The organism is Sphingomonas sp. GW821-FHT04B01, assembly GCF_059420425.1.
The window spans coordinates 140079-162827 of the sequence record NZ_JBWKTR010000003.1; the positions used below are offsets into that span (position 1 = coordinate 140079).

General features: G+C 68.9%; 19 protein-coding genes. 5 read left to right on the forward strand and 14 right to left on the reverse strand.

Features of this window, described 5'->3' with window-relative positions:
• Positions 1-5 precede the first annotated feature (5 nt).
• The 8 genes from addA to AC07UH_RS09560 form a co-directional block, all read right to left on the reverse strand.
• Complete coding sequence (gene addA / locus AC07UH_RS09525) at positions 6-3428, reverse strand: double-strand break repair helicase AddA (RefSeq protein ID WP_495180004.1); 3423 nt, start codon at positions 3426-3428, stop codon at positions 6-8.
• Entirely contained in the window at positions 3415-6381 is a 2967-nt protein-coding gene (gene addB / locus AC07UH_RS09530) for a double-strand break repair protein AddB (RefSeq protein WP_495180003.1), read from the reverse strand. The genes addA and addB overlap by 14 nt, the downstream gene beginning before the upstream one ends.
• Positions 6374-7129 carry a nucleotidyltransferase family protein gene (locus AC07UH_RS09535; protein ID WP_038660155.1) on the reverse strand — a complete coding sequence of 252 codons (756 nt, stop codon included), beginning with the start codon at positions 7127-7129 and terminating at the stop codon, positions 6374-6376. Before AC07UH_RS09535 ends, addB begins: the two co-directional genes overlap by 8 nt.
• A complete protein-coding gene (locus AC07UH_RS09540) occupies positions 7126-8091 on the reverse strand; it encodes an aminoglycoside phosphotransferase family protein (RefSeq protein WP_495180477.1) in 966 nt (321 codons plus the stop codon). Before AC07UH_RS09540 ends, AC07UH_RS09535 begins: the two co-directional genes overlap by 4 nt.
• Positions 8088-8534, reverse strand: coding sequence for a tRNA (adenosine(37)-N6)-threonylcarbamoyltransferase complex ATPase subunit type 1 TsaE (gene tsaE / locus AC07UH_RS09545; protein WP_081974332.1), 447 nt, complete (start codon positions 8532-8534; stop codon positions 8088-8090). The genes AC07UH_RS09540 and tsaE overlap by 4 nt, the downstream gene beginning before the upstream one ends.
• 217 nt (positions 8535-8751) lie before the next feature.
• Entirely contained in the window at positions 8752-11103 is a 2352-nt protein-coding gene (locus AC07UH_RS09550) for a sensor histidine kinase (RefSeq protein ID WP_038660161.1), read from the reverse strand.
• 163 nt (positions 11104-11266) lie between these two features.
• On the reverse strand, positions 11267-12688 hold the full coding sequence (gene ahcY / locus AC07UH_RS09555; protein ID WP_038660164.1) for an adenosylhomocysteinase: 1422 nt from the start codon (positions 12686-12688) through the stop codon (positions 11267-11269).
• 100 nt (positions 12689-12788) lie between these two features.
• Complete coding sequence (locus tag AC07UH_RS09560; protein ID WP_038666475.1) at positions 12789-13349, reverse strand: YqgE/AlgH family protein; 561 nt, start codon at positions 13347-13349, stop codon at positions 12789-12791.
• Positions 13350-13470: 121 nt separating this feature from the next.
• On the opposite strand from AC07UH_RS09560, the gene AC07UH_RS09565 reads away from it, so the two are divergent.
• The 3 genes from AC07UH_RS09565 to AC07UH_RS09575 all read left to right on the forward strand — a co-directional run bounded on the left by AC07UH_RS09565 (position 13471) and on the right by AC07UH_RS09575 (position 16094).
• Positions 13471-13950, forward strand: coding sequence for a peroxiredoxin (locus tag AC07UH_RS09565; RefSeq protein ID WP_038660167.1), 480 nt, complete (start codon positions 13471-13473; stop codon positions 13948-13950).
• An 86-nt stretch (positions 13951-14036) separates the two neighbouring features.
• Positions 14037-15473 (forward strand): AMP nucleosidase, encoded by a 1437-nt coding sequence (locus tag AC07UH_RS09570; RefSeq protein WP_038660170.1) that lies wholly within the window; start codon positions 14037-14039, stop codon positions 15471-15473.
• Positions 15474-15554: 81 nt separating this feature from the next.
• Complete coding sequence (locus AC07UH_RS09575) at positions 15555-16094, forward strand: hypothetical protein (protein WP_137897019.1); 540 nt, start codon at positions 15555-15557, stop codon at positions 16092-16094.
• Between the two features lie 232 nt (positions 16095-16326).
• On the opposite strand, the gene AC07UH_RS09580 is transcribed toward AC07UH_RS09575, so the two are convergent.
• Both AC07UH_RS09580 and AC07UH_RS09585 read right to left on the reverse strand, forming a co-directional pair.
• The gene (locus AC07UH_RS09580) at positions 16327-18138 is read right to left on the reverse strand and encodes a M2 family metallopeptidase (protein ID WP_495180002.1); all 1812 of its coding nucleotides are present in this window, start codon (positions 18136-18138) and stop codon (positions 16327-16329) included.
• A gap of 73 nt (positions 18139-18211) precedes the next feature.
• Entirely contained in the window at positions 18212-18973 is a 762-nt protein-coding gene (locus tag AC07UH_RS09585) for an alpha/beta fold hydrolase (protein ID WP_495180001.1), read from the reverse strand.
• A gap of 192 nt (positions 18974-19165) precedes the next feature.
• Between AC07UH_RS09585 and AC07UH_RS09590 the strand changes: the two genes are divergently transcribed.
• Complete coding sequence (locus tag AC07UH_RS09590) at positions 19166-19438, forward strand: hypothetical protein (RefSeq protein ID WP_495189825.1); 273 nt, start codon at positions 19166-19168, stop codon at positions 19436-19438.
• Between the two features lie 99 nt (positions 19439-19537).
• Positions 19538-20161, forward strand: coding sequence for a YitT family protein (locus AC07UH_RS09595; protein ID WP_052075512.1), 624 nt, complete (start codon positions 19538-19540; stop codon positions 20159-20161).
• A gap of 3 nt (positions 20162-20164) precedes the next feature.
• Here the strand turns inward: AC07UH_RS09595 and AC07UH_RS09600 are convergent, their stop codons facing one another.
• The 4 genes from AC07UH_RS09600 to AC07UH_RS09615 form a co-directional block, all read right to left on the reverse strand.
• Positions 20165-20551, reverse strand: coding sequence for a type II toxin-antitoxin system VapC family toxin (locus AC07UH_RS09600; RefSeq protein WP_495180476.1), 387 nt, complete (start codon positions 20549-20551; stop codon positions 20165-20167).
• 5 nt (positions 20552-20556) lie between these two features.
• A complete protein-coding gene (locus AC07UH_RS09605) occupies positions 20557-20838 on the reverse strand; it encodes a CAP domain-containing protein (protein ID WP_495180000.1) in 282 nt (93 codons plus the stop codon).
• Between the two features lie 44 nt (positions 20839-20882).
• On the reverse strand, positions 20883-21911 hold the full coding sequence (locus AC07UH_RS09610; RefSeq protein WP_495179999.1) for an aspartate-semialdehyde dehydrogenase: 1029 nt from the start codon (positions 21909-21911) through the stop codon (positions 20883-20885).
• A gap of 63 nt (positions 21912-21974) precedes the next feature.
• Positions 21975-22691 carry an MgtC/SapB family protein gene (locus tag AC07UH_RS09615; protein WP_495179998.1) on the reverse strand — a complete coding sequence of 239 codons (717 nt, stop codon included), beginning with the start codon at positions 22689-22691 and terminating at the stop codon, positions 21975-21977.
• Positions 22692-22749 lie beyond the last annotated feature (58 nt).

The following is a 22749-nucleotide window of genomic DNA, read 5'->3' on the forward strand; positions in this document are numbered from 1 at the left end:
GCGCCCTAGCTTTGCTCCCGGAGGCGAAAGCGCGGCTTGTGCGCGTCGAGCAGCGCCGGCTCGAGCACGAACAGACGGGGCCCGCCGGTGTAGAGCAACGCCGCCTCGATCCGCCGCTCCGGAAAGATCGTCGCAAGCGCCGCGGCATAGGCGGCCATCTGGTCGAGGTGATAGGGCGGGATATCGGCCACCGCCCCCGGGACGCGCCGGCCGGTCTTGAAGTCGACGACGCGGATATGATCCGGCGCGATCAGCAGCCGGTCGACCGTCCCCGACACGACCAAGCCGTTCGGGAGCGTCGCGGCGATCGGCGCCTCCGTCAGTGCGTCGCCGCCGAACAGATCGGCGAAACGCGCATCGTCGAGCACGGCGAGCACGCCGGCGGCGATCTCCGCGCGTACCGCAGGGTCGGTGACGCCGCCCGCGGTCGCGAGCCAGCGTTCGGCACTGGCGGCGCGCGCATCGGGCGCGACCGCCGGAAGACGCTCGAACAGCGCGTGGAACAGCCGCCCGCGCTCCGCGGCGGCGCGCAGCGCCGGACCGGGCGGCGGATCGCTTACCTCGTCTTCGCCGATCGCAGACGGCGCAAGCGGCCGCGACGGCCGGCTCTCGATCGGCGCGGGGCGCTGCGCCCATTCGGGCAGGACGACGGTCTCGACGCGCTGCGCCTTTGCCGCGGGACGCGTCTTCACCGGCGGCTGCGGGATGCGGCCGATGAAGATGCGTGGCCCCTCCCCCGCGACGCCCAGCGCATCGAAGGCGCGCGACGCGGCGGCATACCAGCTCGCCACCGGCGGCTCGCCCTTGGCGCGCGGGCCGAGCGCGCCGCCGATCACCAGCCGTTCCTCGGCACGCGTCGCGGCGACGTAGAACAGCCGCCAATGTTCCTCCAGCTCGCGCCGCTCGACCTCGCCGATCGCCACGTCGAGCGGCCCGCCGCGCTCGGCAGAGCGCGGGCGGAAGATCGGGATCGGCTGCGCGCCGGGCTCGGGCGACCAGCGCACCAGCGCGCGCGGCGCGGCGGTTGGATCGACCGTCGCATCGGCGAGGATCACCAGCGGCGCCTGCAAGCCCTTGGCGCCGTGCGCGGTCATCACCCGCACCGCGTCGAGCGGGGCGGAGGGATCGCGGACGATTTCGACATCGCCGCGATCGAACCAGTCGAGGAAACGCTGCATCGACGGCGTCGAGGTCGTCTCGAAGGCGAGCGCGGCGTTGAGCAGTTCCTCGATCGGATCGCGCGCCTCGGCACCCAGCCGACGCAGCAGCCTGCGCCGTCCGTCGAGCGGACCGGACAACAGCTCTTCGAGGAACTGATAGGGCGTGGCGATATCCGCACGCAGCAGCATCGACCGCAACGGCGCCAGCCGTTCGTCCGACTGGGTGAGTGTCAGATGCCGCCACAGGCTGCCGTGATCGCGCGGCGCGGCGTGCATCAGCTCGTCCTGCGTCCAGCCGATCAGCGGCGACACCAGCAGCGACGCGAGCGACAGGTCATCCTCAGGCTGCAACGCGAAGCGCACCGCGGCGAGCAGATCCTGCACCGCCAGCGGCGCGTTGAGCCGCAACCGGTCGACGCCGGCGACCGGCACGCCCTCGGCATAGAGGCGCGCGACGATCAGCGAGGCGAGATCGCCGCGCCGCTTGACGAGGATCATCACATCCTCGGGGCGCAGCGGCCGGCCCTTGCTCTCCAGCATCAGCCCGCCGTCGATCCAGTCGCGCACCGCGCGGGCGATCCGCACCGCCTGTTCGCGGACGGCGTCGTCGATCCACGCTTCCTCGTCCTCGTCGCTGCCGCCCGCCACCACCGGCGGCCATAGCTCGACCGTGCCGGGGCCGGGCACCTCGCTGGCATGATCCTCCAGCGCGCCGATCGCGCCGAGGCCGGGCTCGCCCGCCGCGGCGACCGCGGCATCGACGAATTCGAGGATCGGCCGCGTCGAGCGGAAGGAATGGGTCAGCGACAGGCGCTGGAACGGCAGGCCGCGTTCGGACTCGGGCCAGTCCTCGGTCCCCTCCACCTCGGCGGCGCGGGTGGCGAAATGGCCCTCCGCCCAGCGGAAGTTGATCGGGTCGGTGCCCTGGAAGCCGAAGATCGCCTGTTTAAAATCGCCGACGGTGAACAGCGTGCGAGTCGAGGGCGCATGGACGCCGCGGCCGACGAAGAACTCGCCCGCCAGCGCGGTGACGATCCGCCACTGGTTGAGGTTGGTGTCCTGCGCCTCGTCGATCAGCACATGCTCGGTCGCCTGATCCAGCTTGTAGCGCACCCATTCGCCGATGCCGGGCTGTTCGAGCAGCCGCACCGTAACGCCGATCAGATCGTCGAAATCGACCGCGCCGCTGCGCCGCTTCGCTGCGGCATAGGCGCGCGCATAATCGCGACCGACGTCGAGCGCGTCGGCGAGCAGATCGGCATAGGCCGCGCGTTGCGTCAGCGACAGCAGATCGAGGCAATGGTCGCCGAGCGCAGCGGCAAGCTCGGGATAATCGGGTTCGGCATCGACCAGCTTCTTCGACGCCTTGCGCGGTTCGTTCTTGCCGGTCAGCACCACGCCGGCCAATTCCTGCAAGGTCGCCGCACGCGCCTCGGGCGCGGCGGCGAGCCAGCGGTCGAGCGTCTCGGCATGGCCGAGGCCCGTCGCCGCGCCCCACGCCTTGTTCGCCGCCGCCAGCCGCTCGACCAGATCGACGTCGATCGCGTCGCAGCCGGACGCCAGCGCCTCGCCGATATCGCCCTGCGGCAGGTCGAGCGCTCGGCGCAGCCACGGCTGGATGCCGCTCGGCAGCGCCTCCAGCGCGATCAGCGAGCGCGCGCAGGCGAGCAGGAAGCTCTCCGCCCCGCCTTCGCCCAAGCGGAGCGACAGCGCGCCGATCGTCTCGATCGGGCGGAGGCGGCCGTCGCGCTCCGCCTCGACCAGCAAAGTCGCCAGCGTCTCGCGCGCCAGCACCGCCTCCTCGCGCGCTTCGAGCGGACGGAAGCCGGGGGTCAATCCCGCCTCGACCGGAAAGGCGGCAAGCAGGCTCTGGCAGAAGCCGTGGATCGTCTGGATGCGCAGGCCGCCGCCCGGCGCGTCGAGCACGCCGGCGAACAAGGTGCGCGCGCGCGCCTGCAAGTCGGGCGTCGCGCGCTCGCCGAGCGCTTCGAGATCGGCGGCGAGCTGCGGCCCCGGCATCCGCACCCAGGCGGCGAGCCGGTTGCTGATCCGCTGCGCCATCTCCGCCGCGCCCGCCTTGGTGAAGGTCAGGCACAGGATCGCAGCCGGCTGCGTCCCGCCCAGCAGCAGCCGGAACACGCGCGCGGCGAGCACCTGCGTCTTGCCGGTGCCGGCGGAGGCGGACAGCCAAACGTGCGCGTGCGGATCGCTCGCCGCCGCCTGCGCGCCCTTCAACCGCGGCAAAGTGGCGAGGTCAGTCCCGGCCATACCATTCGTCCCGGCGCATCAGTTGGTCGTACTCGGCATAAGGCGCATATTCCGGCACCAGTTTGGCAGTGAACGGCGCACTGCCGGTCAACCAGTGGCTCGCCGCCTCGATGAAATTGCTCATCGCGATCGTGGTGAAGTCGGTGGTGACGATCCGGTCGCGCTTGCCCTCGGCGTCGACCGGGGTTTCGATATAGCCGAACTGATCGCGCTTCTTGCCGAGCGACCAATATTCGAAACCGCCCGCACGGCCCGAGACGTCGCCGAACCCGCCACGCTCGGCGATCGCGCCGAGCAGGCCGAGCTGAAGGCTGTACCCGGCCTTGACCGCGGCGGCGGACGGCGGCTTGCCAGTCTTATAGTCGACGATCGCGAGGCTGCCGTCGGGCAGGCGATCGACGCGGTCGTAGCGGCCGGACAGCTTCACCCCCGCCACCTCGATATGCCCCTTGCCCTCGGCGGAGGCGACCTTGCGGCCTTCGGCGTCCTGCGCGGCGACCGTCTTGGCGATCCAGTCGATCGCCTCGACCAGCCGCGGCCGCCAGAGCGCGCGCATCATCGGATGCGTCCGCTCGTCGTCGAGCATCGCGGTCGCGCGCGGCAGCAATGCGTCGGCGGCACATCGGTCGAGCTTCCACCATTGTTCGAGGATGTCGTGCACCGCGGTGCCGCGCCACGCCGCACTCGGGTCGGCATCGACCGGATCGAGCGGCATCAGCCCGAGCACGCGCCGTGCATAAAAGGCGTAAGGGTCGGCCTTGAGCCGGTCGATCTCGGTCACCGAAATCGCCTTGGGGCGGCGCGCCGGATCGGGCAGCGGCGCCGGCCGGTCGGCGGGGACGTGCTCGCGCGGATCGTCGAGCGCATGCGCCCAGCGTTCGAGATCGTGCGCGCGAACGAACCGCTCGCCCGCCATCGCCTGGAGGCGCAGCCAAAGGCGGGACGCCAGCGCCGGCGAGGCGGCATCGCGCCGCGCGCGCGTCACGATCGCCTGCGGCGCGCCGAGCGCCTGGCCGAATTCATGCGCCGCGACGCCGACCGCGCGCTCAAGCCCCGGCAGCCCCAATGTCGCACGGATACGCGGCGCCAGCCACGGGTCGGGCGCCGGCCGCCCCGGCCATACGCCCTCGTTGAGCCCGCCCAGCACCATGAGATCGGCGGTCTGCAACCGCGCCTCGATCAGGCCGTAGATGGCGATACGCGGATGGCCGACCCCCGACCCAGGCCGCACCGCGACCTCATCGAGCAACCCGCGCAGCAGCGGCGCCAGTCCATCGGGCGCGATCCGCGGCGGCCCGGCGGGCGCATCGGCTTCGAGCGCGTCGAGGAACTCCGCGGCAGCACGCCCCGCCGGCCCCGACCACAGGTCGTCTCCGCACAGCGCCTGCGCCGTCTCGCGAAGCACCGCGAGCAAGCCGGGCAGCGGCTGCATACCCTGTTCGAAGACCAGCTCGATCGGCTTGAGCAACCCGACCGGCTCGGCGAACCACGCCGCGGCGCGATCGCGTTTGTTGGTCAGCAGATGGCCCATGATCCCGTCGAGCCCCGCCGCCGGCCGCGGGCCGCGCAGCCCCCGGTCGAGCCCGCGCACGCCGTCGAGCCACGCGCCGCGGATGGCGCGGTCGCCCGGCACGTTGCGCACCAGCGGATGTTTGAGCAGCGCGAGCAACGCCATCGGCGCGAAGCGCTGCGCCGCCGCCTCGGCGAGCGCGAGCAGCAGCGTTCCCGGCGGCAGGATCGACAAGGGGCGGCCAGCCGAGTCGTTGGCCTCGATGTTCCAGCGGCGCAGATGTACCGCCACCCGCCGCGCCAGCGCGCGATCGGGCGTGACCAAGGCCGCGGTTCGGCCCTCTTCTTCCAGCGCGCCGCGCAGCGCGAGCGCGATCGTCTGCGCCTCTTCCGCCGGTGTCGCCAGTTCGGCAGCGGCGACGCCGGTCAGCCGCCGGTCCTCCGCCTTCAGCTCGGTCCATTTGCCGGTGAAGGCGGCGGGCGCGAGCGCATTGGCGATCGCCCGCCCGCGCACCGCGCCGGCATCCGGCCCCGCGGTGCCGGGCCAATTGGCCACCTCGCCGCGGCCAACGCTCATCCGCTCCAGCATCAGCTTCAGGTGATATTGCGGATGCGTCTCGAGCGACCGTCGGATGTGGCCGGTGACGGGATCGGGCCGGTGCGGCCCGAGCGCATCCCATTCCTCCTGCGGCATCGCCAGGTCGAGCCCCGCGAACACCGTCATGCCCTGTGGCGCCTCGGCGACGCAGCGCAGCAGCCGCGCCACCGCCGGCGCCGGATCGGTGACGCCGGCGGCGCAGACGATCCCCTGCGGCGGTTGCTGGCGCCACCGCTCGGCGACCCGGTCGAGCAGTATCCGTCGCCGCGTCGCCGCGTCGATCAGCCCGAGCCGAGCCAGCTCCGCGGGCCAGCGTTCGAGCACGATCGTGAAGGTCGACAGTGCGCGCTGCCAATGTTCGGTCAGTTCGGGGGCGAGGTCGATATCGCGCAGCGCCGTCGGCGGGACCTCCTCGACCAGCAACTGGTCGAGCGTATGGCAGAGTTCGCCCGCCAGCCGCACCGCCTCCGCCGCGTCGATCGCCGCACCGGCGCGCGCGCGCTCCTCGAAGACGAGCCGCGCGAGAATCATCCGCCGCTGCATCGGCGCGACCGCGGGCGGCGGCGGCGCGCCCTCGTCCGCCGGATCGAGCGCCGCGCCGACCGCCTCGCCGAGATCGGGACTGCCGAGCGTCACCAACCGCGGCAGCAGCAACCCGCCACCGCTCGCGCGGACGAAGGCGCTCGTCACCGCGCGCACCGCACGATTGTTGGGCAGCAGCACCAGCCCGCGGGCCAATGTCATTGCATCGCCACCCGCCCGCCGCAGCAACCCGGCGACGAGCGTGTCGGCGAACGCCTTGTGCGAGGGAATCGAATAGAGCTGCGGCCTGCGCGCCTCAGCCATTGGCGATCAGCGCTTCGGTCTTCGGGATCGCCGCGGGCGTGCCGACGTCGAACCACAGCCCCTGATGGACCTGCGCATAGGCGCGTCCCGCCTCGATCGCGCGGTTCCAGAACAGGTTGGTGGAGAACGGCCCCTCCGGCCAGTCGCGCAACAGGCGCGGATGGAGGATCTGGATGCCGGTATAGACGAAGGGCGCGACCGTCGCCGCCTTGCGCCGCGCGATGATCCGGCCGTCCGCGCCGATCCGGAAATCGCCCTGCCCCCGATGATTGTTGGCGCGCGCATAGGGCACCACCAGCAGCAAGGCGTCCATCGTCGCATCGTCCCAGCGCGACGCGAGCAATTTCAACGTGTCGACCGGTCCGTCGAACCACAGATTGTCACTGTTGATCACCAGCACCGGATCGTCGCCGAGCAGGCCGCGCGCCTGCACCAGCCCGCCGCCGGTCTCCATCAATTGCGCGCGCTCGTCGCTGATCGCCACCGCGATGCCGTCGTCGCGGTTGGTGACATGCGCCTCGAGCGTATCGGCGAGATAATGGACGTTGACCACGGCGCGTTGCACCCCGGCGGCGGCGAGCCGGTCGAAAACGTGATCGATCAGCGGCTTGCCCGCGACCTCGACCAACGGCTTGGGCCGCGTCGCGGTCAGCGGCCGCATCCGTTTGCCGAGGCCCGCGGCCATCACCATCGCGGTCGCCGGCACGACGCCGCCGGGATCGGGACGCAGGATGCGCTGCCGCGTCATGCGCTCAACGCCGCCGGATCGCCGCGCAAGGCAGGTGGCACGTTGGCATCGAACCAGCGCGCCACCGGTGCCAGCGCCGGTTGCGCCAGGTCGCGCTCCAGATAGCGCCAGACGCGCGGGCATAAGGTCGGATAGCGCGGCTTGCCGTCGCGCTTCCACAGCCGGGTGAAGATGCCGATGATCTTGGCGTTCCGCTGCGCGCCGAGCACGTGATAGGCGGCGAGGAAATCGTCGCCCGCCCCCGTCGCGCTCCGGTAGCGCGCCAGCATCGCCGCCTCCAGCATCGGATCGACGTCGCGCCGCGCGTCCTGCAGCAGCGACACGAGGTCATAAGCGGGATGCCCGGCGAGCGCGTCCTGGAAGTCGAGCAGCCCGAGCCGCCGCTCCGCGCCGACCAGCATCAGATTCTCGGCATGATAGTCGCGCAGCACGGTGACCGGCGACTCGGTCAGCGCGTGGTCGAACACCGCGTCCCAGGCGGCGCGATAGCCCGGCTCGTCGACGGTGAGCCCGACCGCGGGGCAATACCAGTCGACGAACAGGCCTGCCTCGCGATGCAGCACCGCGCGATCATATGGCGGTAGGTCGCCGGCGGGATGCGCGCGCAGCGCCACCAGCAGGTCGATCGCCGCGGCATAATGCGGCAACGCCGCCGCCTCGCCGGCATCGGCGGTCTCGCGCAGCCGCACGTCGCCGAAATCCTCGAGCAGGACGAGGCCCTGGGAAAGGTCGGCGGCGTGGATCGCGGGCGCGGCGAAGCCGTGGTCGGTCAGCCATTGCGCGATGCGGATGAACGGCCGCGGGTCCTCGTGCGGCGGCGGCGCGTCCATCAGGATCGCGCTGCGCCCGGCGCTGGCGACGCGGAAATAGCGGCGGAACGAGGCGTCGCCGGCGACGGGGGAGATGTCCCCCGACCAGCCATGCGTAGCGAGAAATGCCGGCGCGCCGGCGGGCGGGGTCATATCGGCCATCGCGGCTTCCATGACGCCGGGACGTCGGCTGTCAAGATTCGTCCGCCGTCCGGCCCCGGCTGCAAGGTGAGCGCCAGCGCCTGCGGCCAATAGCCCGGCGCCCGCTCGGGCCATTCGACCAGCAGCAGCGTATCGGTCAGCGCCTCGGCGAGGCCGAGTTCCTCCAGTTCCTCCGCATCCTCGATCCGGTAGAGATCGACGTGCAGCACTGGCAGATTGACCTCGGGCGGCTCGTAGGGCTGGACGATCGCGAAGCTGGGGCTCGGCGCCTCGCCGGCGAGGCCGAGCGCGGCGAGCAGGCCGCGCGCGACGCTCGTCTTGCCCATGCCGAGATCGCCTTGCAACGTGATGACGTCCCCGGGCCGGACGCGCGCGGCGAGCGAGGCGCCGAACGCCTCGGTAGCGGCGGGGTCGGGAAGCCGGATGCCGGTCATGCCGACCTCCGGAATGCACCGCGGCGGGTCGCACGCCACCCCACCGTGCTCCTGCGAACGCAGGAGCCCAGGAGTCCCGCGACCTGCCGGCCGTCGCTCTGCTTGGCCCTGGGTTCCTGCATCAGCAGGAACACGGTAGCCGCAAACGACGCATCGAACGCTTCCATCGCGGCCGGATCGGCAAACCGGATACCAGTCGTGCTCACGCCCAGCCCACTCATCGCCGCGGCAACTCCACCGTCACCAGCGTGCCCTCACCGGGCTGCGAGACCAGCTCGATCCGCCCACCATGCGCCTCGACGAACTGGCGCGCGAGCGGCAGGCCCAACCCCAGCGCACGCTCGCCGGTCGGTTGCATGCCGGGCTCGCCGAACCGGTCGAACGCGCGCGCGATACTCTCCGCATCCATGCCGAACCCGTTGTCCGAGACGACGATCCGCGCGCCCGTCGCGCTGCCGTCGGCGTGCAGCAGGATGCGCCCGCCCTCCGGCGTCGAGGCGACCGCATGACGCAACAGATGCTCGACCACTTCCTTCAGCCGTTTGGGATCGCCGCGCACCCGGCCGGTCGAGCGCGCCAGCTCCACCGCGAAGTCGAGCTTGCGCCGCTTCGCCGCCGGCCGGATCGTCTCCGCCGCGGCGCGCGCGGTGGCGGCGAGGTCGACGTCGACCCGCTCGATTTCGGCATCGTCGCCGCCCTGCGTCAGATCGAGCACATCGTCGATCAGCAGCCCGAGCCGCTCGACCGATTGCAGGATCGCCTCGACATAGCCGTCCGCGTCCGCGGTCAGCTTGCCGGCGAAGCCCGCGTGCAGCATCTCGGCGAAGCCGCTGATCGAGGTCAGCGGGGTGCGCAATTCGTAGCTCATATTGGCGACGAATTGCGTCTTGACCCGGTCCGCCGCCTCCAGCGCATTGGCGCGGTCGCGCAACGCCTGCTCGGCGCGCCGGCTGTCGGTGATGTCGAGCATCGTCAGCAACGCATTGCCGTCGGGCAGCGGTACCGCGGCGAAGGCGAAATGCCGTCCGTCGGCGAAGGCGACGCGACCGCCGCGCTGCTGGCGTTCGGTGGTGGCGGAGCGGACCAGCTCGGGGATCAGCGCGGCGCGATTGGGCGTCGCGAGCTTCGACGCCGCCGCCGCCGCGAAGGCATCGACGCGCGGATGACCGGCGAGGAATTCCTCCTCGAACCCCCAGACCGCGCGCAAGCGGTTGTTCCAAAGCTGCAACTTGCCGTCGGCGGCGAACACCGCCAGCGCCTCGAACAGATTGTCGAAGGTCGCGGTGCGCACGCGCAGCAGCGTGTCGCGCGCGCTGGCGAGCTGCACCTCCTCGGTACGATCCTCGAAGATCGTCAGCAGGCCGCCGTCGGGTAGCGGCTGCGCGACGACGCGCAGATGGGTGCCGCCGGGCAAATGCCAATTCTCCTCGCTCGCCGTCTCGCCGGGGACGAACCAGCCGCGCCGCTCCGCCTTCCAGCTCGGGAAGTCGCGCACCTCGGGCACGCGGCTCGCCTCGCGCATCCGTTCGAGCACGCGGTCGAATTCGGGCCGATCGGCGAGCCATTCGGCGCGCATCGCGAACATCCGCCGGAACGGCTGGTTGCAGAAGACGAGGCCGCGGTCGGGGCCGAATTGCGCGACACCGGCCGAGAGGCGGTCGAGCAGGGCGCGCTGCGCGTCGGCGAAGCGCTTGGCGCCCGCGCGCGACTGTTCGAGGTCCTCGATGTCGACCGCGAAGCTCGCCACCCCGCCGGTCGGCAAGGGCACGTCGTGCACTTCGAGCGAGCGGCGCTCGCCACCGATGGTCGCGGGCAGGACCTCGCGTTGCGGCGCTCCCGATGCCCGCGCGGCATGGGCGCCGGCGCGCGGACCGCCGCGCCCCGATCCCTCGACCAGCTCGAGCTGGCGACCGATGACGTCGGCGGCGTCGACGCCGTCGACCGCGCGGACATAGGCACTGTTGACCATCGCCAACCGCATGTCGCCGCTGCGATACCACATCGGCAACGGCGCCGCCTCGATCAGCCCGGTCAGCGCCTCGAAGGCGATCGACAATTGCTCGACCTGATCGCGCAGATGGGTGATCTCCGCCTCGCTGTCGGTGGCGTCGAGCGTCCAGATGACCACCGCCCCGGTCGCGCCGAGTTCGCCCGGCGCACGGCTGCCGCGGATCGTGATCGCCCGGCCCGAGCCGATCGGATGCAGCGCCCGGACGAAGCCGCGTCCCGCGCGCTGCGCCGCCTGCACGTCGGTGGCGAGCGCCTCGGCCTCCTCGGCGGGCAGCCCCGCCCCTTCCGCGGCAAGATCGCCCAGGAAGCGCGGCGCGACGGACAGTCCCAGCCATTCCACCAGTCGCGGCGGCATCTCGATTCGCCCATCGGCGCGCACCAGCATCGCCATCGCCGGCGAGACGCTGCGCAACACCTCGGCCTCGCGGCTGCGCGCGATCACCGCGGCGGCCTCGCCGCGCAGCCGCCAGCCGACGAACAGCGCGAAGCCGCCGGCGGCGACCAGCGCCGCCAGCACCGCGCCACACAGGACTGCCGCCATCACCGAAAGCTGGATCAACGCTTACCCCTCGTCACGCCCGACACGGCGTGCACGGCCCGAGTGTAGAACGCAACCTACGGCAGCAGCAATGAGAGTTGGTGGCAGCGTCTCCGCCGGGGCGCGTGCAAAGAAAAAGGCGGCGCCTTTCGGCACCGCCCCTTCCCACCACGATCGCGGACGATCAATAGCGATAATGATCCGGCTTGAACGGCCCCTCGACCGGCACGCCGATGTAGCTCGCCTGCTTCTCGGACAGCTTCGACAGCTTGACGCCGAGTTTCTCGAGGTGGAGCGCGGCCACCTTTTCGTCGAGATGCTTGGGCAGGACGTACACTTCGTTCTTGTACTTCTCGCCCGCGGTCCACAGCTCGATCTGCGCGAGCGTCTGGTTGGTGAAGCTCGCGCTCATCACGAACGACGGGTGGCCGGTCGCGCAGCCGAGGTTGACCAGGCGGCCCTTGGCGAGGACGATGATCTGCTTGCCGTCGGGAAATTCAACCAGGTCGGTGCCCGGCTTCACTTCGCTCCACTTGTAATTCGACAGCGCGGCGATCTGGATCTCGCTGTCGAAATGGCCGATGTTGCAGACGATCGACATCGGCTTCATCGCCTTCATGTGATCGGCGGTGATGACGTCGGCGTTGCCGGTCGCGGTGACGAAGATGTCGGCGCGCTTGACCGCCTCGTCCATCGTCACGACCTCGAAGCCCTCCATCGCCGCCTGCAGCGCGCAGATCGGATCGATCTCGGTGACCATGACGCGGGCGCCGCCGTTGCGCAGCGACTGCGCCGAGCCCTTGCCGACGTCACCGAAACCGGCGACGGCGGCGACCTTGCCGGCGAGCATCACGTCGGTGGCGCGACGGATCGCGTCGACCAGCGATTCCTTGCAGCCGTAGAGGTTGTCGAACTTCGACTTGGTGACGCTGTCGTTGACGTTGATCGCCGGGAACGGCAGCTCGCCCTTCTTGGCGATCTCGTACAGACGGTGCACGCCGGTCGTCGTCTCTTCCGACACGCCCTTCAGGTTCTTGACCGTCTCGGTCAGATAGCCCGGCTTCTTGGCGATGAACGCCTTGAGCGCGCGCTGGAACTCGACCTCTTCTTCATTCTCCGGCTCGCCGAGCGTCGCGCCGGCCTCGAGCTTCGCACCCCAGAGCGCGAACATCGTGGCGTCGCCGCCGTCGTCGAGGATGATGTTGGCGGTCTGGCCCTCGACATCGCGATCCCACGAGAAGATGTCGCCGACATAATCCCAATATTCGGCCAGGCTCTCGCCCTTCACCGCGAACACCGGCACGCCGGTCGCGGCGATCGCGGCGGCGGCATGATCCTGCGTCGAGAAGATGTTGCAGGTCGCCCAGCGCACGTCGGCGCCGAGCGCGGTCAGCGTCTCGATCAGCACCGCGGTCTGGATGGTCATGTGCAGCGAACCGGTGATCCGCGCGCCCTTGAGCGGCTGGCTCGCGCCGAACTCGTCGCGCAGCGCCATCAGGCCGGGCATCTCGGTCTCGGCGATGCGGATCTCGGCGCGGCCGAAATCGGCGAGGCCGATGTCCTTGATGACGTAATCGTTCTGTTCGACCGCGAGCGCAGTAGCCACGTGTCATGCTCCTGAAGAAGATGGATGCCGGCCCCTTAGCCGCTCCGGCCGCGCGGATCAAATATAAAGATATCTTTATATGTCGTCGGCCGCGGCGCGGTCAGGCGGTGCCGGCGTCGGGGACGAGCAGTCGCGCGTCGATCCCCGCCTTGCCGAAGGCCGCGGTCCAGCGCCGTCCGGCGGGGGTGTCGAACAGCAGATCCTCGTCGCCAGCGACATGGAACCAGCCCGGCCGGGTCAGCTCGCCTTCGAGCTGACCGTCGCCCCAGCCGGCATAGCCGAGCGCGACGAGATAGCGCGTCGGACCGCTGCCCTCGGCGATCGCGCGCAGCACGTCGACGGTGCTCGACAGCGACCAGCGGCCGGCGACGTCGATCGTATCCTGTCCGCTCCAGTCGCTCGAATGGACGACGAAGCCACGCCGCGGATCGACCGGGCCGCCGAAATGCACCGGCGCATCCGGCGCGACGCCATGCGGGATCTCGAACTGGTCGAGCAGATCGTGCAGGCTCAGCCCCTCGATCGTCGCGCCGACGCCGATGCCGATCGCGCCATCGGCGTCGTGCGCGCACATCGCGATCACCGCATGGTCGAAGCTGGGGTCGCGCATACCCGGCATCGCGAGAAGGAACTGGCCGGCAAGGAAGGGTCGATAGTGCATCGCGGCGAACATAAGCTGCGCCACGGCTTCTGCCATGCTTGAAATCAACGCCGTCATGCCCGACCTCCCGCGGCGTGGCGCCGTCCGGCGACCACCCGCATTCCAGCATCGGAGACCCAAGATGACGATCACCGTCGGCGACAAGATACCGGCCGCCACCCTGACCAAGGTCACCTCCGATGGCCCGGATCAGATCACGACCAACGCGTTGTTCGACGGCCGCACCGTCGCGCTGTTCGCCGTGCCCGGCGCCTTCACCCCGACCTGCTCGGCCAAGCACCTGCCCGGCTTCGTCGACAAGCGCGAGGAACTGGCCGCCAAGGGCATCGACGAGATCGCCTGCATCTCGGTCAACGACCCCTTCGTGATGGGCGCCTGGGCGAAGTCTGCGAATGCGGAGGGCATCACGATGCTCGCCGACGGCAACGCCGATTTCGCCGAGGCGATCGGCCTGACGATGGACGGCAGCAAGTTCGCGATGGGCAAGCGCAGCCAGCGCTACACGATGCTGGTCGAGGACGGCGTCGTGAAGCAGCTCCACGTCGAGGCCCCCGGCGAGTTCAAGGTGAGCAGCGCGGAATATCTGCTCGGCGAGCTCTGATCCCGTCGTCCTCTCCCGCAAGGGGGGAGGGCCTGCGGGCATGCCATTGTCTTGCCAGCGTCACCACCGCCGCGTAACCATCCGGGATGACACTCGCATCCCGGATCGTCGCCGACCTCGACACCCTCTACCGCGCCTCCGTCGAACGGTTGCAGACCGCACTCAACGCCTATCTGACCGACGGTACGCCGCCCTCGCCCGAAAGCCGGGTCGACGGGTCGTTCGCCTATCCCGTCATCCATCTGCGCTACGCCAGCGTCGGCGACCGGCCGGCACCGCTGCGCTCGTTCGGCCGGCTCGTCTCGCCCGGCGACTATACGATCAGCGTCACCAAGCCGGCGCTGTTCGCCGACTATCTCACCGAACAGCTGACGCTGCTGCTCGAGGACTATGACGTCGAGGTCGAGGCCGTCCCCGGCCGGCAGGAAATCCCCTTCCCCTATGTCCTCGATCCGGGTCATGCGCTGAGCCTCGACACCGTCTCGGCGACCGAATTGTCGCGTCACTTCCCCGCCACCGAGCTCGCGCATATCGGCGACGAGATCGCCGACGGCCTCTGGATCTCGGACGGCGGCACGCGCCCGCTCGCGCTGTTCGACGCCTTGCGCACCGACTTCAGCCTCGCGCGGCTGCGCCATTATATGGGGACACCGTCGGAACATACGCAGCGCTTCGTGCTGTTCACCAACTATCACCGCTACGTCGACGAATTCGTCCGCTGGGGCGCGTCGCAGCTCGGGCCGGAAAGCCGCTTCACCGCGCTGTCCGGCGCCGGCAATATCGTCATCGATCATCCCGGCGACGTCGACAAACTGGTCAACGACAGCGCGTGGCGGCGGCACCAGATGCCCGCCTATCACCTCATGGCCGACGATCGCACCGGCATCACGCTCGTCAACATCGGCGTCGGCCCGTCCAACGCCAAGACGATCTGCGACCATCTCGCGGTGATGCGCCCCGAGGCGTGGCTGATGATCGGCCATTGCGGCGGCCTGCGTCCCTCCCAGCGGATCGGCGATTATGTCCTCGCCCATGCCTATCTGCGCGACGACCACGTCCTCGACGACGTGCTGCCGCCTGAAATCCCCGTCCCCGCGATCGCCGAGGTGCAGCAGGCGCTCGCCCGCGCATCGGAGATCGTCAGCGGCCAGTCGGGCGAGGAACTCAAGCGCCGGCTGCGCACCGGTACGATCGTCACCACCGACGATCGCAACTGGGAGTTGCGCTATTCCGCCTCGGCGCTGCGCTTCTCGCTGTCGCGCGCGGTCGGCATCGACATGGAATCGGCGACGATCGCGGCGCAGGGCTATCGCTTCCGCGTGCCCTACGGCACGTTGCTGTGCGTCTCGGACAAGCCATTGCACGGCGAACTCAAGCTGCCCGGTCAGGCCAACCGCTTCTACGAGCGGGCGATCAGCGAGCATATGCGGATCGGCATCGAGACCTGCGAGCAATTGCGGCTGGAGGGCGCCAAGCTGCACAGCCGCAAGCTGCGCGCCTTCGACGAGCCGCCGTTCCGCTGAGTCGAGCAGGGTCGTCACCGGACTCGGAAACCAACCCGGGCTAATGCGTTACGCTTGCGAACCAATCAGGGAGTTGCTGCCGTGGCCGATGAAACCGACGACACGCCGAAGTCCGACACGCCCGCGGTGACGCCGCGCCGCCGTGCGCCGCGCAAGACGACCACGACGCGCGCGGCCGCGACCAAGGCTCCGGCAAAGCCGCGCGGGCCGCGTGCCAAGCCCGCCGAACCCTCGACGGTCGAGAAGGTCGAGACTGCGGTGAGCGACGCCGCCGCCAAGACGACGCGCCGCGCCAAGGCCGCGGTGACCAAGGCCGAAGGCGCGGTCTCCGCCGCCGCCAAGACGGTGAAGCCCCGTTCGACCAAGCGCGCCACGCCGCGCGCCGCGACGAAGAAGCCCGCAGCCAAGAAGCGCGACTCCGACGGCACCAGCAAATGGGGTATCGCCGCGATCGGTGCAGGCGTCGCGACGGTCGGCGCGGTGGCGGCGGCGGCGCTGCTGTCGCTGCGCGGCAGCACGCCCAAGGACGGCAAGAAGGCGCACGGCCCGACGGGCGAAGACGCCTCCAAGTCGTTCGAAGCCGGCATCGCCGACGAGAATACGATCCCGGACAAGACTTGATCCGATTCCTCCCCTTTGTGGGGGAGGCCTATCGCAAACGAGGGTCCGAGTATGCGGGTGGCCAACCCCGCTCCGTCACCCCGGCCTTGCGCCGGGGTCCCGCTTCTTCGGACGGCGAGAAGAAGCGGGATGCCGGATCAAGTTCGGCATGACGGGATGTAGGCGCCGTCGCGACATTCCGATCGATCCGATGCGATAGCCCCGCCCTCGCGGGGAGGACAATGCTCGCCCCTCACCAGCCCGACGGCTTGCCCCTGTTCTGCTGGTCGAGCCACGTCTTGAGCGGCGCGAAATAGTCGACCAGCGCCTTGCCCGACATCTGCCGCGATCCGGTCATCACCTGCAGCGCATCGGGCCAGGGCTTGGACTGGCCCATCGCCAGCATCGCGTTGAGCTTCGTCCCCACCGCCTTGTTGTCGTAGAAGGAACAGCGGTGCAGCGGTCCCTTCCAGCCGGCCTGATCGCACGCCGCCTTGTAGAACTGGAACTGGAGCACCCGCGCGAGGAAGTAGCGCGTATAGGGCACCGTCGCCGGGATATGATATTTTGCGCCGGCATCGAACTTGGTCTCGTCGCGCGCCACCGGCGGCGTGATACCCTGATATTGCAGGCGCAGCGCGTCCCAGCCCTTCTGGTAATCACCGCTGCCGATCCTGCCCGAAAAGACGTTCCAGCGCCATTTGTCGACCAGCAGGCCGAACGGCAGGAACGCCACCTTGTCCATCGCCTGCCGCAGCAGCAGACCGATATCCTTGTCCGCGCTCGGCACCTGCGCCGGTGCGAGCAGGCCGATCTTGACGAGGTAATCGGGCGTGATCGACAGCGCGACGGTATCGCCGATCGCCTCGTGGAAGCCGTCGTTGGCGCCGTTCTTGTAGAGATAGGGCTGCGCCTTGTACGCGCGCTGATAGTAATTGTGGCCGAGTTCGTGGTGGATGGTGACGAAATCGTCGCCGTTCACCTTGGTGCACATCTTGATGCGGATATCGTCGGCATTGTCGATATCCCAGGCGGAGGCGTGGCAGATCACCTCGCGGTCGGCCGGCTTGACGATCTGCGACCGCTCCCAGAAGGTCTTGGGCAGCGGCGCGAAGCCGAGCGACGAATAGAAGGCCTCGCCCTGTTTCACCATCCGCGTCGGGTCATAGCCCTTGGCCGTGAGCAGCTCGCCGGTGTCGTAGCCGACGTCGCCCGCCCCCTTCGGCGCGACGATGTCGTAGATATTGCCCCATTCCTGCGCCCACATATTGCCGAGCAGGTCGCTGCGGATCGGCCCCGTCTTGGGCTGCACCGCATCGCCGTATTTTGCGTTGAGCTTCCAGCGGACATAGGTGTGCAGCGACAGATAGAGCGGCTCGACCTCCTTCCAGATCTGGTCGGTCAGCGCCTCGAACTGCGCGGGCGTCATGTCATAGCCCGAACGCCACATCGCGCCGACGTCGCCGAAGCCCAGTTCCTTGGCACCGGCGTTGGAGATCGCGGTCATTCGCGTATAGTCCTTGCGCATCGGCGCGCCGACATTGTCGTTCCAGCTGACCCACATCTCCTTGAGCTTGGCGGGATCGCGCGACGTGCCCATCGCCGCCTCGATGTCCGAGCCGTTGATCGGCTTGCCGTCGAGCGTGCCCTTGCCCTTGCCGTAGCTCGACGACATCCGGGTGGTCAGCGTGGCGAGTTCGGTGGCGGCGCCCGGCGTGGTCGGCGCGGGCAGGCCGACACCGTTCTTGAGCAGGTCGAGCTTGCGCCGCGTGTCGAACGACACGCCGGACACGCCGTTGAACCGCGCCGCCCCCTTCGCCCATTGCACCGCCTTCTCGGTCAGTTCGGCACCGGATTTGGCAGCGAGCGCGTCTGTGTCGTCGGTGATGTACGTGGCGTTGACCCAAGCGGTCTGCTGCGCCGGCACCGAGAGGTCGGCAGCCTCTTTTTCGGCCGCGGCGACATAGGCGTCGGCCTCCGCCGCGGTCGGCTTGGCGCCGGTCTGGGCGGCGGCGGGCATGACGAACAGGGCCGCGGCGAGCGCGGCGGTGGAAACGAGACGCATGGATGAAACCCCCTGACGATCCTGTGATTGTCGTCAGGATGGCCGCGTCATCGTCCGCGGGTCAAGCCATCGCTCAGCCGGCGAGATAGTCGGCGATCGCCTGCCCCAGTTCCGGCTTGGCGACCGCGCTCATATGGCCGCCGGGGATCTCGCGATACACCGCCTGCGGGATCGCATCGGCCAGCGCCGCGCCCGAACCATTGTCGTCGTCCTCCGCGCCGGTGATGACCGCGACCGGCACGTCGATCGCCTCCACCGCGTTGAGCGGCGTATCGACGAACGTCTCGAGCACGTTGAGCAGCGCGACGGGATCGCCCTTGGTCGTCTTAAGGAAGGCCTCGGTCATCCATTCGTTGCTGCCGCGCTCGAAACTGCCGAGGTTGGTCAGCACCTTGCGGAAATAGTCGCCGCGACCCGAGGTGGTGAGGATGCCGGTCAGCCCCATGCCGGCCATCACCGCCCGCCGCGGCGTCGCGCCATTGACCAGCATCCGCATCGTCGTCCGCCCGCCGAGCGAATAGCCGCCGAGATCGTAATCGGTGAGGCCGAGATGCGCGATCAGTGCCATGCCGTCGCGCATCAGCGCGTCCGGCGGATAGGCGGCGACGTTATGCGGCCGGTCGCTGAGGCCGTGACCGCGCAGATCGGGCATGATGACCCGGAAGCCGCGCGCGGCGAGCTTGGCGGCATGACCGTATTTCAGCCAATTGACCTCGGCAGTCGAGAAATAGCCATGGATCAGTACGGCGGGCCGCCCCTCGCCCAGCTCGCGCCAGGCGATGCTGGTGCCGTCGAAGCTTTCGAAATACTGCGGGTCGGTCGGCGAGTCGGCCACGATCTAGGGTCCTGCTGCTGCGGATACGGAATGGCGATACCCGTTGGGTTGCGGGCGACGCGATGTCCAGCCTCGATCGCCGCCGGTGCGGTCGGAGGGCACCGGGATTGCCGGACGAGACCGTCGAAAATCGATCTTTCCAAAGGGGTGAAACAGGCATACTCTGCCTTCAAAGCTTGTAGGAGAGCGATGATGGACAATGGTCTGCAAACCCACGGCATGACGCCGGCGGGCGACGAGAGCCTGGTGATCCTCCAGAGCCTGTTGTGCCTGTTGCGCGAGAAGAACGTGCTCAGCCGCGCCGATATCGAGGAACTGACCGACCGCGTCGCGATGCGGGCCGCACAGGCGGAGCGCGATCCCCTGCCCTGCTGTTCCGAGGCGACGCAGGGCGCGGCGCGCGAGATGGCGCGGATCGGCGATTACGTCGGCCATCGCTATGGCGGCAAGCACCGCCGGATCTGACCGTCTTCCGTTCACCGCCCGAAACTGTATAGCGCACGATACCGTCCCCGAGAGCGGTATCGCCGGGAGAGGCGCCTGACCCATCACGCATGAGGTCCGATGCAGTCCCGCGACATTGCCTTCTCCCACGGCCGCCCGCACAGCGTCGCCGAAGACGCCTATGCTCTGCTGATCGGGTGTATCCTGATCGTCGTCGGGCTGATCTTCCTGAAGGCCGCCGGTCTCGTCACCGGCGGTGTCGCCGGTATCGCGCTGTTGATCTCCTACAAGGTGCCGTTGCCCGCGGGCGTGCTGTTCACGCTGATCAACATCCCGTTCTTCGCCTTCGCGCACAAGGTGATGGGCGCGCGCTTCGCGGTGAAGTCGGTGCTGGTCAATCTCGGTATCGCCGGTCTGTCCGCCCTCGCGCGCGCGTCGATCCACGTCGTCGACATCCACCCCGCCTTCGCCGCGGTTGTCGGCGGCACGGTGATCGGCATGGGGATATTGTCGCTCGCCCGGCATCAGGCCGGCGTCGGGGGCACCGGCGTGCTGACCTTATGGCTGCAACGCACGCGCGGCTGGAACGCCGGCCGCTCGCAGATCGCGATCGACGTGGTGATCCTGGCCGTCTCCGCACCTGTCATCACCGGCACGCAGCTCGCCTGGTCGGCGCTCAGCGCCGCCGCGATGAGCCTCATTCTGATCGCCTGGCACCGACCGGGGCGCTATATCGGGCATTGATCCTCAGTCGGTGTCGAACGGTAGCAGGTCGATCGGGTAATAATCGACGGCCTTGAGGTGGAACTTGCGATCCGCCGTGATCAACCGGCATTCGAGTTTCGTCGCAAGCGCCAAATACACGCAATCGTACACCGGATGGCAAAGGTGGAAGGCGATCTTCAACGCCTGCTGGATCAAGGTCCCGGTCGGATAGAGGCGACTGAAATACCGGGGTAATTCATCGAGATTGCGCTCGGCATGGATCATCAGCAAGCGGCTGCCTCGCACCATCGCCCAATAGGCATTGGCCGCCTCCGTGAGGATAAGGTCGGGCGCCACCAGCCGCGGCTCGGAACGGATCCGATGCCGCCGCCGATCCCAATTCCTCGACCGAGAATTTGACCGCCACACTGGCGTCAACGACCGTCGTCATCCGCCCAGCCATCGTCCGTGTTGCGACCGCCGGAAGTGTCGCGATACCAACGGATGATCAGCGTGCTGTCGTCCGACAGGCAGTCGGTTGGTGCCATGGCACGTTGCTGCGCGGACAGCGCCAGTTTCTCGTCCACGGTGAGCGGCCTCAAGTCTTCGCGCAACGCCAAGACCTCCTGCTCGACGGTATGCCCGAGCGCAGCGGCGCGCTCGGCGATCGCGTCGGCGGAGATGGCGTCGATACGGGTGGCGAAACCGTCATGCATGTCCGGACTCTATCATGAACGGACAGGCACGCGAAAGTCGCCCCTCAACCGTCCTTCTTGAGGTGCCGCCGGCCAAGCAGCTCGGCGATCTGCACCGCATTCAGTGCCGCGCCCTTGCGCAGATTGTCGCTGACGCACCACAGGTTGAGGCCGTTCTCGATCGTCGGATCCTCGCGGACGCGGCTGACATAGGTGGCATCGTCGCCCGCCGCCTCGATCGGGGTGATATAGCCGCCGTCCTCGTGCTTATCGATCAGCATGACGCCGGGCGCCTCGCGCAGGATGCGCTTGGCGTCGTCGGCGGACAGTTCGTTGGCGAATGCGATGTTGATCGATTCCGAATGGCCGACGAACACCGGCACGCGCACGCAGGTCGCGGTCACCTTGATCTTCGAATCGAGGATCTTCTTGGTCTCGACCACCATCTTCCACTCTTCCTTGGTCGACCCGTCGTCGAGGAAGCTGTCGATGTGGGGGATGACGTTGAAAGCGATCTGCTTGGTGAACTTCTTCGCCTCGGCGCTGTCGCCGACGAAGATGTTGCGGCTCTGCTCGAACAGTTCGTCCATGCCGACCTTGCCCGCGCCCGACACCGATTGATAGGTCGAGACGACGACGCGGGTGATCGTCGCGGCATCGTGCAGCGGCTTCAGCGCCACCACCATCTGCGCGGTCGAGCAGTTCGGATTGGCGATGATGTTCCTGGCCTTGTAGCCGTCGATCGCCGCGGCATTCACCTCGGGCACGATCAGCGGCACGTCGGGATCCATCCGGTAGAGCGACGAATTGTCGATCACCGTACAGCCGGCGGCGGCGAACTTGGGCGCATAGACCTTGGTCGCCTCGCTGCCGATCGCGAACAGCGCCATGTCCCAGCCGGCGGGATCGAAATGCTCGATATTCTGCACCTTGAGCATCTTGCCGGTGTCGCCATATTCGATCTGCTCGCCCTGGCTGCGGCTCGACGCCAGCACGGCGATCTCGTCGAGGGGGAATTCGCGCTCGGCGAGGATGTTCACCATCTCGCGCCCGACATTGCCCGTCGCCCCCGCGACCACCACCCGATAACCCATGAAACCCTCCGCTGCGTTGCAGCGCCGCCTAATACGGTTGCGTGGCCACGTCCATCGGCTTTGCTAATCGTACGTGCTGAGCTGCCACGTCGCGTGGCCGATGCCGTGGACGCGGGCGAGGTGGTCGACCAGCGCGTCCAGCTCCTTGTCCGGCACATTGGTGCTGACCAGCGTCGCCGTCACCTCGACCAGATCGTCGCCGCGCGCCTCGCTGTCCAGCTCGGCGACGGGCAGTTGCGCATTTTCGAGATGCGCGACGAGCATGTCGCCCATCGGCCCCGCCTGCGCCGGATCGACGGTGATCGTCACGGTATAGGTCGCCTCGACCGAATGGCCGACGAGCGGGATGCGGTTGATCGCATCGACCAGCGGCCGCAGCAGCGTGTTGGCAGCGAGCACGACGACGGTGAGCAGCACCGCCTCGGCGACCATGTCCGATCCCGCGATCGCACCGACCGCCGCCGAACACCACAAAGTCGCCGCGGTGTTGAGCCCGCGGACGTTCATCCCCTCCTTCATGATGACGCCGGCGCCGAGGAAGCCGATCCCCGACACAACATAGGCGATGATCCGGATCGATTCGACGTCGCCGCCGAGCCGCTGGCCGAGGTCGACGAACGCCGCCGCGCCGATCGCGACCAGCGCGTTGGTGCGCAACCCCGCGGTGCGCTGGCGATATTGCCGCTCGGCGCCGATCGCGGTGCCGAGGACGAAGGCGGTGACGTAGCTGACGAGCGTGTCGAGGAACGGCCAGAGATGGAAGAGGGTCAGGAAACGCATCGGCCGCGTGTAGCGGGGCGAAACGACGAAATCATGTCAGCGCTGGCCTGCCCCGTCA